This window comes from Gloeothece verrucosa PCC 7822 (genome assembly GCF_000147335.1).
GTDB classification, from domain to species: domain Bacteria; phylum Cyanobacteriota; class Cyanobacteriia; order Cyanobacteriales; family Microcystaceae; genus Gloeothece; species Gloeothece verrucosa.
On the sequence record NC_014501.1, the window covers coordinates 5,704,432 to 5,719,596 of the forward strand.

Annotated in this window: 14 protein-coding genes; 10 read left to right on the forward strand and 4 right to left on the reverse strand. The window is 40.8% G+C overall.

Features of this window, described 5'->3' with window-relative positions:
• The first annotated feature begins 431 nt into the window (after positions 1-431).
• From gifA to CYAN7822_RS25680, 3 genes are all read left to right on the forward strand, one after another.
• A complete protein-coding gene (gene gifA, locus CYAN7822_RS25670) occupies positions 432-632 on the forward strand; it encodes a glutamine synthetase inactivation factor IF7A (RefSeq protein WP_013325178.1) in 201 nt (66 codons plus the stop codon).
• A gap of 199 nt (positions 633-831) precedes the next feature.
• Entirely contained in the window at positions 832-1,824 is a 993-nt protein-coding gene (locus CYAN7822_RS25675) for an ABC transporter ATP-binding protein (RefSeq protein ID WP_013325179.1), read from the forward strand.
• 19 nt (positions 1,825-1,843) lie between these two features.
• Complete coding sequence (locus tag CYAN7822_RS25680; protein WP_013325180.1) at positions 1,844-2,632, forward strand: ABC transporter permease; 789 nt, start codon at positions 1,844-1,846, stop codon at positions 2,630-2,632.
• 109 nt (positions 2,633-2,741) lie between these two features.
• Here CYAN7822_RS25680 and CYAN7822_RS25685 read toward each other — a convergent pair whose 3' ends face one another.
• Positions 2,742-3,068 carry a hypothetical protein gene (locus tag CYAN7822_RS25685; protein ID WP_013325181.1) on the reverse strand — a complete coding sequence of 109 codons (327 nt, stop codon included), beginning with the start codon at positions 3,066-3,068 and terminating at the stop codon, positions 2,742-2,744.
• Between the two features lie 326 nt (positions 3,069-3,394).
• Between CYAN7822_RS25685 and CYAN7822_RS25690 the strand changes: the two genes are divergently transcribed.
• The 3 genes from CYAN7822_RS25690 (at position 3,395) to CYAN7822_RS25700 (ending at position 7,234) form a co-directional block, all read left to right on the forward strand.
• Positions 3,395-4,015 carry a vWA domain-containing protein gene (locus tag CYAN7822_RS25690; protein ID WP_013325182.1) on the forward strand — a complete coding sequence of 207 codons (621 nt, stop codon included), beginning with the start codon at positions 3,395-3,397 and terminating at the stop codon, positions 4,013-4,015.
• Between the two features lie 205 nt (positions 4,016-4,220).
• Entirely contained in the window at positions 4,221-5,339 is a 1,119-nt protein-coding gene (gene ldpA / locus CYAN7822_RS25695) for a circadian clock protein LdpA (RefSeq protein ID WP_013325183.1), read from the forward strand.
• A 77-nt stretch (positions 5,340-5,416) separates the two neighbouring features.
• A complete protein-coding gene (locus tag CYAN7822_RS25700) occupies positions 5,417-7,234 on the forward strand; it encodes a R3H domain-containing nucleic acid-binding protein (RefSeq protein ID WP_013325184.1) in 1,818 nt (605 codons plus the stop codon).
• Between the two features lie 223 nt (positions 7,235-7,457).
• Here the strand turns inward: CYAN7822_RS25700 and CYAN7822_RS25705 are convergent, their stop codons facing one another.
• From CYAN7822_RS25705 to CYAN7822_RS25715, 3 genes are all read right to left on the reverse strand, one after another.
• Positions 7,458-7,871, reverse strand: coding sequence for a hypothetical protein (locus CYAN7822_RS25705; RefSeq protein ID WP_013325185.1), 414 nt, complete (start codon positions 7,869-7,871; stop codon positions 7,458-7,460).
• Positions 7,868-8,242 (reverse strand): DUF433 domain-containing protein, encoded by a 375-nt coding sequence (locus CYAN7822_RS25710; protein ID WP_013325186.1) that lies wholly within the window; start codon positions 8,240-8,242, stop codon positions 7,868-7,870. The genes CYAN7822_RS25705 and CYAN7822_RS25710 overlap by 4 nt, the downstream gene beginning before the upstream one ends.
• 255 nt (positions 8,243-8,497) lie before the next feature.
• Positions 8,498-8,956: a hypothetical protein gene (locus CYAN7822_RS25715; RefSeq protein ID WP_013325187.1), complete on the reverse strand. Its 459-nt coding sequence runs from the start codon at positions 8,954-8,956 to the stop codon at positions 8,498-8,500.
• A gap of 240 nt (positions 8,957-9,196) precedes the next feature.
• Between CYAN7822_RS25715 and CYAN7822_RS25720 the strand changes: the two genes are divergently transcribed.
• The 4 genes from CYAN7822_RS25720 (at position 9,197) to CYAN7822_RS25735 (ending at position 15,109) form a co-directional block, all read left to right on the forward strand.
• Entirely contained in the window at positions 9,197-9,910 is a 714-nt protein-coding gene (locus CYAN7822_RS25720; RefSeq protein ID WP_013325188.1) for a PEP-CTERM sorting domain-containing protein, read from the forward strand.
• 529 nt (positions 9,911-10,439) lie between these two features.
• Positions 10,440-12,815 (forward strand): EcoAI/FtnUII family type I restriction enzme subunit R, encoded by a 2,376-nt coding sequence (gene hsdR, locus CYAN7822_RS25725; protein WP_013325189.1) that lies wholly within the window; start codon positions 10,440-10,442, stop codon positions 12,813-12,815.
• 15 nt (positions 12,816-12,830) lie between these two features.
• Entirely contained in the window at positions 12,831-13,286 is a 456-nt protein-coding gene (locus CYAN7822_RS25730) for a DUF29 domain-containing protein (RefSeq protein WP_013325190.1), read from the forward strand.
• Between the two features lie 2 nt (positions 13,287-13,288).
• The gene (locus CYAN7822_RS25735; RefSeq protein WP_013325191.1) at positions 13,289-15,109 is read left to right on the forward strand and encodes a class I SAM-dependent DNA methyltransferase; all 1,821 of its coding nucleotides are present in this window, start codon (positions 13,289-13,291) and stop codon (positions 15,107-15,109) included.
• Positions 15,110-15,165: the final 56 nt, after the last annotated feature.

Consider the following 15,165-nt stretch of genomic DNA (forward strand, 5'->3'; position numbering starts at 1 on the left):
TTTGTTTCATATTTAAGTTTCTTGAGGTTGAATTACGCTATAGCTATAGGATTTTTGATGATTGGAATGATTTTTTACTAAAAAAGTAAATTGATAACTCTAAATTAATTATAAAATTTATTCAGGCTAAATGAGCAATTTCACTTCAACTATTTGGCTTTTTCAAGAAAACTTTAAACTTTTTTACCAATAGTCTTCCTTTTTAAAGTTTATATCAAGTCAATTTATAAAAAATGTTAAGAGCCATTGTATTATTGCAATTTTTGTGATAATAAGATTACTCCTGTGCCTGGAACGATCCCGAAACTTTTATTAAGTTTTTTAATTATTTTGAGATTTAGTAAAATTTGATACAGAATTATATGCTATATATATTAAAGAGGCTAAGTAAACCCCCTAAAAAATCCATCAGCAATTTGGAGGCAAGGATTATGTCTGCTCAACAACAAGCTCGCGCTCTCATGGCTCGCCATCATCAGATCATCAAAAATCGTCAACAATCAATGCTAGGACGTACAGCCGCAGAAATTGGCTTAGAAATGGACGAAGTAGAATATTGGAGTACAATACAGGGTAAGCCGCAGTCGAGTTTCAGGGCAACCTACGATCGTTCTCATGCAGCATTAAGTTAAAATAGCCAGCTAAAAGCAGAAAAAACCGCAATTGAGCCATATCCACACCAATAACATCGATCAGTTACAATTTATAGTGCTAGGTAGGGGTTTTCCGATCAAAGAATACCCCCTCTTTTTTTAGCTCTTGAGTAGCACGAGCTTTTTTATTGAATAATTCATTAGGATCGAATAGAACCGACTCCTATTATTATTGAGCATGACTATTGTTCGAGTTGAAAATCTCAGCAAAATTTATCCGGTTGCCATTAAACAACCTGGAATTAAAGGCACCCTCAAACACTTTTTTCAGCGTCAATACCGAGAAATTAAAGCGGTTCAAGATATTTCTTTCAGCATTGAAGCCGGGGAAATGGTGGGTTTTTTAGGACCTAATGGTGCCGGCAAAACCACCACCCTGAAAATGCTCACTGGACTAATTCACCCTTCATCAGGACAGGTTCGAGTAGCGGGTTATGTTCCCTTTCGCCGCCAACCCCAATTTTTAAGCAAAACTAGCCTGGTGATGGGGCAAAAACAGCAATTACTCTGGGATTTACCGGCTCTGGACTCTTTAAAAATCAATGCAGCCATTTATAATCTTTCTGATCAGGTTTTTGAGCAACGTTTAGGAGAGTTATCGGAAATGCTCTCTTTACAACAAAAACTCACTCAACCAGTGAGAAAACTCTCTTTAGGGGAACGGATGAAAGCTGAATTATTAGCGGCTTTGCTTCATCATCCCCAGGTTTTATTTTTGGATGAACCGACTTTAGGGTTAGATGTGAATGCACAAGTGGCTGTGCGAGAATTTTTACGAGAGTATAATTTACGCTATCAAGCAACAATTCTGCTCACTAGCCACTATATGGCAGATATTACAGCTTTGTGTAAGCGCGTGTTGCTCATCCATCAAGGACAATTAATGTATGATGGGGCTTTGGAAGAATTATTAGAACGGTTTGCTCCTTGTCGCGAGGTGAAGGTAGAGTTAGCTCATCCGGTAGAAAAAGCACATTTAGCCCAATTTGGCGAAATTGAAGCCATTGATGGGCAAGAAGTCCGTTTTTTAATCCAACGGGAAAAATTAACCACCACCATCGCTCAAATTTTGGCACAGTTAGAGGTGTTAGATTTAAGTGTGAGTGAACCTCCCATAGAAGAAGTTATTGGGCGTTTGTTTTTAAGCGGCAAAGTTTCTCTTACCTCTTAGTAGTTTTTTCTGTTTGATTATGAAGCCTCTGTTTAAGAAAGCAATTGTTTTACTAGGCGCTTATTATGCCCATATGTTGGAATATCGGGCGGAAATTTTTTTATGGGCTTTATCAGGTTCCTTGCCTCTGATTTTAATGGGAGTTTGGATAGAGGCATCAAAAAATGGCCATTTTGGACTTGATTCTCTTCAGTTTGTCCGCTACTTTTTTGCCGTTTTTTTGGTGCGACAACTGACGGTTGTTTGGGTAATCTGGGATTTTGAGAAAGAAGTTGTAGAGGGTGTTCTTTCTTTTCGACTGTTACAACCGCTTGACCCTATATGGCATCATCTGGCTAGACATTTATCTGAAAAAGTCGCTCGTATTCCTGTCGTGTTGTTTTTTATTATCTTGTTCTTTGTGCTATATCCTCAATCCGCTTGGGTTCCCAGTTACAGCCGTTTATTTTTGTTTACTGTTGCCATCATTGTCGCTTTTTTTGTTCGATTTATTATTCAATATACCTTTGCTATGCTGGCTTTTTGGACTGAGAGAGCAACGGCTATTGAACAATTTTGGTTTTTATTCTATATTTTTCTAGCCGGCATGATTGCTCCTTTAGATGTTTTTCCTCCTTTGGTTAAAGAATTGGTTTTTTGGACTCCCTTCCCTTATTTTATTTATTTTCCTGCCGCACTTTTAACAGGTTTACCGGTTAATTTCATCAGAGGAATTTTCATTATTCTAGGTTGGGGTGTGATTTTTTTGTTTGTTAACCGTTGGTTATGGCGAAGAGGTTTAAAACATTATTCGGGTATGGGAGCCTAATGAGTTAACCGTTAACCGTTAACAGTAATCAAAAATCAGTGATACAAGTTATAAGTCTTTTTGACTTCCATTAACTGTTAGCTGTTAACGGTTAACTTAATAAGTATTATTACCCTGCCGCTTGAGCAGATTTTTGACTGGTTGCTTTGAGTGTTCCCCCAGGAGTAAATTGACGAGTGCTAGCGCCTTGTTCAATGGGCGTAAACTCAATGTGATTCAGTAAAGTTGTGACAAAAGCAAAAAGCAAAAACGGTAAAGATAGCACTAAAACTATCCCCACAGTCGCTAAAGCGTAAATTTGACGGGTGGTACTCCACAGTGCTAAAGCTGATGCTAAACTGAGAAAAATAACAATTAACCAAACAATAATTTGACCATAGATGTCACCAAAAGTTAAGGTGCAGATCATGCGATACTTTTGTGCTTCTTGCTCCATTGCCATATCCTTGAATATACGTCTGTGATGTACTACATTAAAGCGTTAATCCGGTTTTAGCGGATCTTTAAAGATTTTTATAAACTCTGTTTACAACACTTTACATTTCCGGCTTTTTAAGTCATCGTATATTGACCAGTTATTAGTCATTCTCCCTTCCTTTTCCCCTGTTCCCAGTTCCCTCCCTCGCGGCGCGAAAGATCACTGTTCGGGTGTTCGGGTGTTTCCTAAAATGTAAGAAAAATCAAAATTTTTTCAGGGACTAACCAAGCTTCGTAATAGGCTAAGAGAGAAAGAGTTACATTGAACGGAGGTTATAGCCAAATATGGCGGCAGATTCTGTAGTTCAAGACCGGGACTATACCCTTATTATTGATAAAAGCGGCAGTATGTCTATCTCCGATCAACCTGGCGGAAAATCTCGCTGGGAAATTGCCCAAGAGTCTACCCTGGCTTTAGCAAGAAAATGTGAACAGATTGATCCAGATGGCATAACGGTTTATCTCTTCTCAGGCCGTTTTAAACGCTACGATAACGTTACTTCAGATAAAGTTTCTCAAATTTATGCCGAAAATGACCCAATGGGGCATACTGACTTAGCGAGTGTTTTACAAGATGCTTTAGAAAATTATTTTCAGCGTAAGGCAGCCGGACAAACTAAAGCTAATGGAGAAACTGTCTTAGTTGTCACTGATGGAGAACCGGATGATCGCAAAGCAGTTATGCGGCAAATTATTGAGGCATCTCGAAAAGTTGAACGGGAGGAGGAATTAGGAATTTCTCTGATTCAAGTGGGTAAGGATAAGCAAGCTACTGAATTCCTCAAGGCGCTTGATGATCAACTCCAAAGTGTCGGGGCACCGTTTGATATCGTCGATACTATCACTATTGATGATATGGAAGACCTATCTCTGGCTGAGGTGTTGTTGAGCGCGATAACCGATTAATAGACGAAAAGTCAACAGTCAACAAGAGTACAAGGAAAAAGGCACTATTGTCTCTCCTGTCTCTTGTTTTGTTTTTTTGTTTTTATGCTACAATAATAATACAAAAATAATCTAAGTTATAGAAAAAATTATGAACGGGTTAAGCTATATGGAATCGGTAAAAATCTACTTCACCATTTTTACCTAAAAGATTTAGCATGGAAGGGTGAACAATCTGTATTCTCCTTGGCAAGCTTTATCCGAAGGTCACTGGTTTAAGCTGATTTGTGGGGCAAGTTTCCAAGACCTTCCCGCTATCCGTAGTCTCACCTTAGCCTATAGTCTGGCCGGTGCTGACTGCATTGATGTGGCGGCTGATCCTGCCGTAATTAGAGCCGCATCGGACGCGCTAAGGGTAGCCAGTCAATTATCAGAGGCGGCAGCAAAAAAAGGATTTCTCAGCCATAGATCACCCTGGTTAATGGTGAGTTTAAATGACGGAGAAGACCCTCATTTTCGCAAAGCTGAATTTGATGCTACCCAATGTCCCTCTGACTGTCTCCGTCCCTGTGAGAGAATTTGTCCAGCACAAGCGATTACATTTGACGGGGTGATAGATCAGCGATGCTATGGGTGTGGTCGCTGTCTGCCGGTCTGTCCGAGTCAGTTAATTACGGCTCGGTCTTATGTATCAACCCCAACAGTGATCGCGCCTCTAATTGAACAGATGGGAATTGATGCGATCGAAATCCATACTCAAGTAGGACACGGAGAAGATTTTCTCAGACTCTGGAGTGCGATCGCTCCAGTGAGTAAGCATCTCAAACTCCTGGCCATTAGTTGTCAGGACCATAAAGAGTTAATTGAGTATCTCCAGTTTCTCTATCGAGTGATTTCTCCTCTAAGCTGTCCCCTGTTGTGGCAAACCGATGGTCGCCCGATGAGTGGCGATATTGGCAAAGGAACGACCCACCCCGCTATTGAGATGGCGCAGAAGGTTTTAGAGGCCCGCATACCGGGTTATGTTCAATTGGCCGGGGGAACGAATCATTATACAGTCACTAAACTGAGACAGATGGGTCTCCTAAAACCACTTGAGGGACTTAACAGTGGGCCTGTGGCGAATTTAACCACAAAAAATTTTAAATCTTCTTTTGTTTCAGGTGTTGCCTATGGGAGTTATGCCCGTTCGCTGCTATCGTCTATTCTCCAAGAACTAGAAACCACCCATCAATCCCACTCAAATCTCGAAAACCATCCGCAATTACTTTGGGCCGCCGTACAACAAGCTCACTCGCTGGTTGCGCCGCTCAAAATGCCCAAGTTGCTCTCTGTGGAAGATTGATATTCTTTTAATTCTCTGATTTTTCTCTTAAACAAAGTTAAATAATTCCCTAACCCATTGACAAAAACCCAGTGGTTATGTTAGACCCCAAGACAAACAACATTTCAACATCAACAATTTTTAACACAGAACCATTGTTATTAATGCCAGAAAAATTCCCTTCCCAACGGATGCAAATTACAGACGATTTAAATCAATTACTTGCCATTTTACCGCCCCAGATTCGGGAGATCATTGAGCAGCATCCAAAACACTCTCACTTAGTTGAAGTGGTGATGGATTTGGGAAGGCTTCCTGAAGCCCGTTTTGCCGATGTTGCTATAGATTTGGGAAATACTCCCGTATCTAAAGAAGACTTACAACATTGTATACATCGGGTAGGTAGCTTTAGCGGCGACAACCGAGCCGGAATTGAGCGCACTTTACATCGAATTAGTGCTATCCGTAACCGCACAGGAGAAATTATTGGCTTGACCTGTCGCATTGGCCGGGCTATTTTCGGCACAATCTCTATGATAGAGGATTTGGTAGAAACCGGTCAATCTATTTTGATGCTCGGTCGTCCTGGCGTGGGAAAAACCACTGCCCTGCGAGAAATTGCCCGAGTCTTAGCCGATGATTATAATAAGCGGGTGGTAATTATCGATACCTCTAATGAAATTGCCGGCGATGGAGATATTCCTCATCCGGCCATCGGTCGCGCCCGTAGAATGCAGGTAGCCCGCCCTGAATTACAACATCAAGTGATGATTGAGGCAGTGGAAAACCATATGCCCGAAGTGATTGTCATTGATGAAATTGGCACAGAATTAGAAGCTTTAGCCGCTCGAACCATTGCTGAACGAGGAGTTCAATTAGTGGGAACGGCTCACGGAAATCGCATCGAAAACCTGATTAAAAACCCAACTTTATCGGATTTAGTGGGCGGTATTCAAGCGGTGACTTTAGGGGATGAAGAAGCGCGTCGGCGAGGTTCACAGAAGACCGTTTTAGAGCGAAAAGCGCCTCCTACATTCCAAATAGCGGTAGAAATGTTAGAGCGGCAACGCTGGGTCGTGCATGAGGATGTGGCCGAAACCGTTGATAACTTACTACGGGGACGGGAACCGGTCCTGCAAGTGAGAACCGTTGATGAGCATGGGGAAGTTAAAATTACCCAAGAAGAATCCCAACCCGTGATCAATGGAACAATGGCAAAGAGTGCTACATCTGTAGCGCCCGCACGCCCGACGGGATGGCGAGCATCAGGCCGTATGGCTCCAGTAACGCCGCTCGCTTCCTCACACAAAAATGGTAAAACCCTCGAGTTTGATCGAATGCTGGAGCAGTCTTGGTTGCAGGAAGAACCGGTGACTGAGAAGGTACGGACTCCTGGCCCTAATGGGGAAGATTTGCCGGTGTATGTTTATCCTTATGGGATCAGCCGCTCACAGTTAGATCAAGTAATAGATTTATTAAATCTGCCTGTATCGGTGACTAAAGATTTAAATGGGGCGGATGCGGTGTTAGCGTTGCGCTCGCACGTGAAAAACCATTCTAAACTCCGTCAAATTTCTAAGGCGCGTCAAGTTCCCATCTATGGAATTAAATCGAATACCATTCCTCAAATTTCTCGGGGGTTACAACGGTTGTTAGGGATGGATGACCCAAAATTACCAGAAGCGTTTGATCTACGCTTGTTTACCCGAGGCGGCAATGATGATGAAATTGAAGCCTTAGAAGAGGCAAGACTAGCAGTAGAACAAATTGTCATTCCTACAGGTCAGCCCGTTGAGTTGCTGCCTCGTTCTGCAAAAATTCGTAAGATGCAGCATGAGTTAGTCGAACATTATCGCTTACAGTCGGATAGTTTAGGGGAAGAACCTAACCGCAGGCTGAGAATTTATCCGGCTTAAAATTAAATATTTTTTATCTATGTTTAGGGGTAGGCAATCAGTAGCACTACCCTTTTGTTTTATATTTGATATTAAGTAGTCGGACAAATGTCATGCTACCTAACGATATGAGGGCAATCACTTAATACTCAAGCAAGTTAGGGGATAAAAATTCGCCTTACCCCTCGATAACTATCAATATAGCAACCGCTCCTGTGCTTAGGACATCTTTTACACCTCAAACCTAATAGCAATAAGCTTTTTCCTTCTGACTTGGGGACTTCTGACTTCTGACTTCTGCTATATCAAGTACAATTTCAATCAGCCTCTCAACACACCGATCTCGATATTGAGAGTCGTTTAGTAGCCGGTCAGCATTGCTAATCGTCATCACAGGCAAAGATGCTGAGGTATTTTCTTCACGCATGACTTGCTCTAGAGAATCCTTTCCTTTCATGCTGCGATTGGCTGTAAGCAAAATCATCTGATTTTCTTGAGCTAGTCGCCAAACAACCCTATCGTCACTATTGATCGATAATTCCATCTCCGCAAATGTCACAAACCGAATCGGGACGAGATCAAGCCAGCCTTGACTAGCAATAGCACCAAAAAGAATTAAGGCATGACCTTTAAGATTGTGATCGATCAGAAAATTCATACCCTTGATTCGCGCTTTGCCTTAGCTGCCCGCAATTTTTCCCAAGCCGCTTCGGTTCCAGGCTTGGGCGGTTGTGCCGCAATTTTGGCAATTAGCTCACGATTTTGCTCCTCGTAGTATTGTCGAAGCTCTTCGGCTTCTTTGAGAACCTGCTGATATTCGGTTTCCACCTCTGAAGGATTTGCTTCAATGTAAGCTAAAGCAGCGTTAATTTGTTCCTCTGTAAGATCGAATAAACCCCGAATAAATTTAAGTGGATATCCAGCCGTTACATAATCCATCACATCATAAAGAGTGATGCGCGTGCCTGCAATCGTCAATCCGCGCTCTGTACGAATGATCATTGCTTGCTTACTTAATGGCAAAGTCATACTTATAACTCCTGGAATTAATTCCATATTACCCTACACAAAAGCAGGGCGGTTTTATTTTAATTGAGTCTAGAACATTTTTTGTGGCTCAATTTCCTAGATTCAATTGATTTATTTGCTTACTATAAATTTTTTAAGCTAGTAATCGTCTTTTATATAAACTTGAAAACTCCCTCCAAGTACAAAATTTAGCGTTTAGAGATGAAGGTCAGCTAATTAGGGCAGGCGCAGGCACATCCGCCTACCCCGAGTTTTTTAGGATTTAGCTTTCATTTGCTGTTTGTATAAACTAACTACTCGGTTGACATAAGTCCCTGTGTTTCCTTGATTACATCCTGTGGTTTTGCCGGTCATCCACCAGCAAGCTACACTCGTCACCGCTTGGGTTTCATTATTAGTGGTTTTATACTGGGTTTTGAGTTCTCGCGCTACGATACAGCTAACCACTTGACGGGCTGCATTTTCATCGGTCTCAAATTGTTGTGGGGTCATTTCTTTACCTAGACATTGTTTTGTCCAACTCGGGATAATGCCAGGGAGAACTTGCCAAGAACTATACATTCCGTCATTGGGACGGTTTGGGGGTGCGGCTTGTTTTAGGGCTGATACCAGGGCGTTTACTTGGGTGTCTTTGACTTGTGCTGCACCGGGTAGGGGGGATAGCCCTACGGTGGCTAAGGTTACGCCTAGTAGTAGAGATTTGATCGTTTTCATCCTCGGGTTCTGATTTTTTCTTTTGGTTCGTTATTTATTATAAGGAAAAATACTTAGTTGGAGGGGAGGCGGTTGATGCTAATAATTTTCCATGCCTCCATAACTTTTACATGAACTTATACTTGATTGAAGGTAAAACTAACTTTAACTCTAACAGGATGGCTGTACAATTTTTTGATCTACACTTCGCCTACCAACGGCGGGGTTTAGGTTAAAACAATACTCGGAGACAATATAAAGATGGTTAAACTTAACCTCTGTATAGGGGGGAGTGTTCTAGTAAGCGGACTAGCCTCCTTCGCTTTAGCGGCTCAACCTATTCACGCGGCTGATATTTCAGTAATAGGATACTATGGAAATTGGAACATTGTAAGAACGCGATACAATCCTGAGAGTTTTTTGTCGGGCAACGATCAATTTTTTTTGACTGAAGAAGCTACAGACTTAGGCCCTTTCGATGTAGAAATTGAACTGACAGGATATACACCCAATAGCTCTGTCGAGCTTGACTTTTTCAACCTACTTCAGAACAATTCTAATGAAACTTGGACAAAGTTTGATATTAGTATAGGGACAGGTAAAGGAAATACATTTGTTCAATCAGACCCTAGTAGTGGTCTTTTTGCTCTCACTACTTTTTTTGGACCGTTTTCTACACCTTTTGATGTGCTTAATTTAATAGATGATGTTCTAGGCTTTGCTGAGGTGACAAATTCGGGAACTAATATTTCTTTTGACAATGGTAGTATTATTTCTGATCGTTTTAGATTTCGGAGTCTAACCGCTCCCTTTTTTGTCTTGAATGTACCCATTGATGCTAACGGTAACGCCGCCTTTACCTTGCGTCAAATCCCTACCGGCTATGTTCCCGAACCTTTGACTATTTTAGGTACAGGAATGGCTATAAGCTTTGGCGGGTTTTTTAAGAGGCAAAAAGCGAAAAAGTCAGACTAAATTTTTATTGTTTAATAATTTTGGAACTCTTGAAAAAAAATTTCTGAAATAATTGAAGCAATAAGAATTAGTAATTTTTTCTTAATAATGCTTTCTGAAAAAATTAAATATGAGCAAATAAGAGAGTCAAGAAAAACTCTCTATTTTTTATCAATAAAAAATATAATTCCTACGGCGAAAGGTAATCGGCTCATTTAAAGAATGCTTAAAACGAATAATCAGCCAGACGCTTTAATATAAATTAATAATATCTTTTTGACAAAACAGTTAAAAAACCAGTAAAAATACGGAAATATTCGGTTGTTAGGTTCAATGTTGCTGGTATAAATTATAGTTTATGAGATTGATAAGTACCTGGACACAATTAAAGTTAACTGTGTGATCAGGGAACAGGGAACAGGGAACAGGGAACAGGGAACAGGGAACAGGTAAGACTTTCAATGTTTTTACATTTCTTAACATAGTGAGCTTTATTTATGTCCAGGTACTTACACTATTAGCTGAAATTTTATTTAACTTCACTACAACTATGTCTCTTAACGAAGCTGATACTTGTCGTAAATACGTTTTACCTAAATTAAGTGCTTGGGAGCCTGAACCCCACTTGATTACAGAACAGTATTATATTGATGCAGGGCGCATTCTAAGTACAAGCAAAAAGATTCGACGACGGCGTAGGAAAAAAGCCGACTATTTACTCTGTTATACCCGTGATTTTCCTTTAGCGGTAGTAGAAGCGAAACGGAAACTCAAATCCCCTTATGATGGATTAGAACAGGCTAAGGAATACGCGGAGTTATTAAGCTTAAAGTTCGCTTATGCCACAAATGGCACCGGAATTGTTGAATTCGACTACACTACAGGGCTTATCACAGAAATTGATTCATTTCCCAGTCCGGAGGAACTTTGGGCAAGACAACGGCAGGCAGAGGGATTGACGGATGAAGTGGCTGATAAGCTTTTAACGCCATTTGATTTAACCGGTGGAAAAATCCCTCGCTATTATCAACGGATTGCTATTAATCGGGTTATTCAAGCTATTCTCCAACAGCAGAAGCGGCTATTACTGACAATGGCGACGGGAACAGGGAAAACCACAGTCGCCTTTCAGATTTGTCAAAAGCTATGGACGATGGGATGGAATCGGGACAGGGAATATAGAAAGCCGAGAATTTTGTATTTAGCAGACAGAAATATTTTGGTAGACCAACCCATGCTTAAGGATTTTGCTGTATTTCCCGAAGATATTATCCATAAAATAGCAGGAGAAGCTATTCATAGCCGCGAAATTTATTTTGCTATTTATCAGGCCATCGCCGGGGATAAAAAGAGCATTGGTTTGTATCGAGAGTATAGCCCTGATTTCTTTGATTTCATTATTGTTGATGAGTGTCATCGAGGTAGTGCCAGGGATGAAAGCAACTGGAGAAAAATCTTAGAGTATTTTCAGCCGGCTTACCAGTTAGGACTGACGGCAACGCCGAAACGAGATGATAATGTAGATACCTATCGTTATTTTGGCAATCCTCTTTATACTTATTCTTTGGCACAGGGAATAGGGGATGGATTTTTAGCCCCCTATACCGTTCATCGGGTAACGACGACTTTTGATGCCTTTGGGTGGCGGCCTAACCCTGATGAATTAGATAGGTATGGGCGCACTATTCCTGATGAAGAATATCAAACCCCCGATTTTGAACGGGCAGTAGCCTTAAAAGTGAGAACTGAAGCAATAGCCCGTCATATTACTAATTTCCTCAAAAAAACAGATCGTTTTGCTAAAACCATTGTTTTTTGTGTGGATGAACCCCATGTTCAAGAAATGGTTAGGGCGTTGAATAATTTTAATGCTGATTTGGCGCGTCAATATCCTAATTATGTTTGCCGCATTACTTCTGCTGCCGGAGAAGTGGGGAAAGAATATCTCTATCAGTTTCAGGATGTTTTAACTCAAACCCCAGTGATTGCTGTAACGTCGAAGTTACTTGCTATAGGGGTAGATGTTCCGACTTGTAAAAATGTGGTGTTGGCAAAGGTTATTAAGTCTATGACCGATTTTAAACAAATTATTGGGCGTGGTACTCGTGTTGAAGAAGATGCCGGTAAGTCTTTCTTTTATATATTGGATTATACTAACAGCACCCGACTCTTTGCTGACCCTGCTTTTGATGGAGAATCGACACGCATTGAAACCGAAGAAATGGATGATGAGGGGCAAACGGTTGAGGGAACAGAGGAGGTTATTGAAAATCCACAAGCGGCTGAGGATGTGCCAGAAGATGATGCCCCATTAGGGTTTACAGGCATTGCTGAAGATGAAGATATTGTCCCTCGGAAATATTATTATGATGGGGGTCAATGTGAGGTAATTGGGGAAATTGTTTATGAATTAGACCCTAATGGTAACCGGTTGCGGAGTTTTAAGTTAGTCGATTATACAAAAGAGCAAGTTAGAACTCTTTATCGGTCTAGTATAGAAATACAGCAACGGTGGATAGATACAGAGAGGCGTTCGGAGATTATTGAACAATTAGGAGACAGAGGGATTGATTTTGAAGACCTTAAACAGGTGACGAACCAACCAGAAGCAGATCCTTTTGATTTATTATGTCATATAGCTTTTGATGCACCAATAATGACCTGTAAACAACGTGCAGAACAGCTAAAACGCAAGGGAAAGAGTTTTTTTGAGCAGTATGGGCAGGAAGCAAGAGCTATCCTAGAGATATTGTTAGAAAATTATGCTCAAGGTGGGCCACAGCAGTTTGTCTTACCCGCAGCGCTGAAGGTTAAAGCAGTAGAGGAGAGGTTTGGCAATATTCGGGAAATCTCCAACAAGTTTGGAGGGGCAGAACAATTAAAAAAGGCTATTGAACAGTTACAAAGTTTATTGTATGCGGCTTAAATAGGACTAACCGTTATGAAAGTTTCTCTCAATTTATCACTTAAAACTCTTTATGAACAAGATTTTTTACTTTGGTTAACAGCCACGACCCAATTACTTAGAGAAAAAAATTTAGAGCAAGTTGACTATGAGAATTTAATTGAAGAACTAGAAAGTATGGGCAGAAGCGAAAAAAATGCTTGTAAAAGTAATTTGAGAATTCTCTTAATGCACTTGCTAAAATATCAATATCAAGCTGAAAAACGGACTAATAGCTGGCTCTATACTATCATAGAACATCGAAAACGATTGAGGGATGCCCTACAAACTAGCCCAAGTTTAAAGCCTTTTTTGCAGGAAGTTTTTTCTCAATCTTATCAAGATGCTAGAGAATTAGCCGCTAGTGAGACAGGGTTAGCTCTTGACATTTTCCCTGAATTATGTTCTGTTTCCTTAGAAGAAGTTCTAAATGAGAACTATTTACCTAACTAAAAATGCCCAAACGTACCAACAACCCCTCAAAACAATCCCAAACAACTGCCCAACGCCTCGGCAGCGTCATTAAATCTGCCCGTGATATCATGCGGAAGGATAAAGGGTTAAATGGAGAATTAGACCGCCTTCCCCAACTCACTTGGATAATGTTTCTCAAGCTACTTGATGATATGGAAAAAGTGAGGGAAGATGAGGCATTTTTAGAAGGTAAAATCTATCAATCTTTACTTAAATATCCTTACCGTTGGCGCGACTGGGTAAAACAGCCCAATCAACCGGAAACAACCCTTCATTTGTTAAGCGGTGACCAGTTTCTACAGTTTATTAATAATGAAAAAGTTATTTTACCAGATGGCAAGGAATCTGACGGGCTATTTGCCTATTTACGAAGTCTTCAGAGTAATACAGGAAGAGAACGACAAGACCTTATCCGAGAAGTATTTCGGGATGTGAATAACCGCATGATTAGTGGGGCATTATTGCGGGATGTGGTCAATAAAATTAATGATATTCATTTCGATAGTTCTGAAGAAGTCAATATACTGAGCAACTTTTATGAGTCGATGCTCAAAGAAATGCGCGACGCGGCGGGAGATTCAGGAGAGTTTTATACTCCTCGTCCTGTGGTGCGGTTTATGGTGAAAGTTATTGACCCCAAATTAGGAGAAACTATTCACGATCCGGCCTGCGGGACGGCTGGTTTTTTAATTGAGGTTTATGAGTATTTAAAGGGTCAATGTAAGGCGGATGAATGGGCAATGTTACAGGCGAGTTTATCTGGGGTTGAGGCTAAACCTTTGCCCTATATGTTAGCTCAGATGAATTTGCTTTTACATGGGGTTGAATACCCTGATGTAGAACACCGAAATAGTTTAGGGCAACCTCTGACTAATTTAGGGCAAAAAGACCAAGTAGACATTATCCTAACTAACCCTCCTTTCGGAGGTGAAGAAGAAGAAAAAATCAAGAATAATTTCCCGCCCAAAATGCAAACCTCTGAGACGGCGTTATTGTTTTTTCAGTTAATTATGCGGTTACTGAAGAAACATCCCAAACCGGGACGAGGAGGTATTGTTGTTCCTAATGGGGTGTTATTTGGGGATGGAATTTGTGCTAAGGTGAAGGAACAATTATTGACTCAGTTTAATTTACATACCATTGTCCGTTTGCCTAATGGGGTATTTGAACCTTATACGAGTATTCCCACCAATTTGTTATTTTTTGATGCGTCTGGAAGTACGGAGGAAATTTGGTATTATGAGGTTGCTTTACCAGAGGGAATGAAGAAATTTACTAAAACTAAACCGATGCAAGATGGAGATTTTGACGAGTGTTTAGTATGGTGGAATAATCGAGAGGAAAATGGGCAAGCATGGCGTTATAATTTTGGGGCAGTTTATGAGGCGGCTAAGGCAAAAGCACAACCTCATTGGGATGCGGCGAATGAAGCGTTAGCAATGGCGGATAAATGTAGTAAGCAGATAAAACAGTTAGAGGAAAAAATTAAGGTTTTAGAAGTGTCTAATCTGGATTTTACCCCTGTTGAACAGAAAAAATTACTTGAGAAACAGATTAAGGAATTGAAAGGGAAAATAAGTATCATTCAAGCTGAGGAACAACGTTATCGGGGTGTTGCTAAGGAGGAACAAGCTAAGGGGGATGAGATTTACTGGAGGGTTTTTAATTTAGACCAAAAGAACCCTAATTCAGGGCAGGATTTTGAACATTTACCCCCTGATAAGTTAGTAGCAGATATTATGGCTAAGGATTTACGGGTGGCTGAAATTATGGCGGAAATTCAGGAGATTTTGAGTATGTAAAACGCTATATTCTTAATCTAGCCCGCGCAGGCGGGCTTTGCTCGTATAGCCCAACC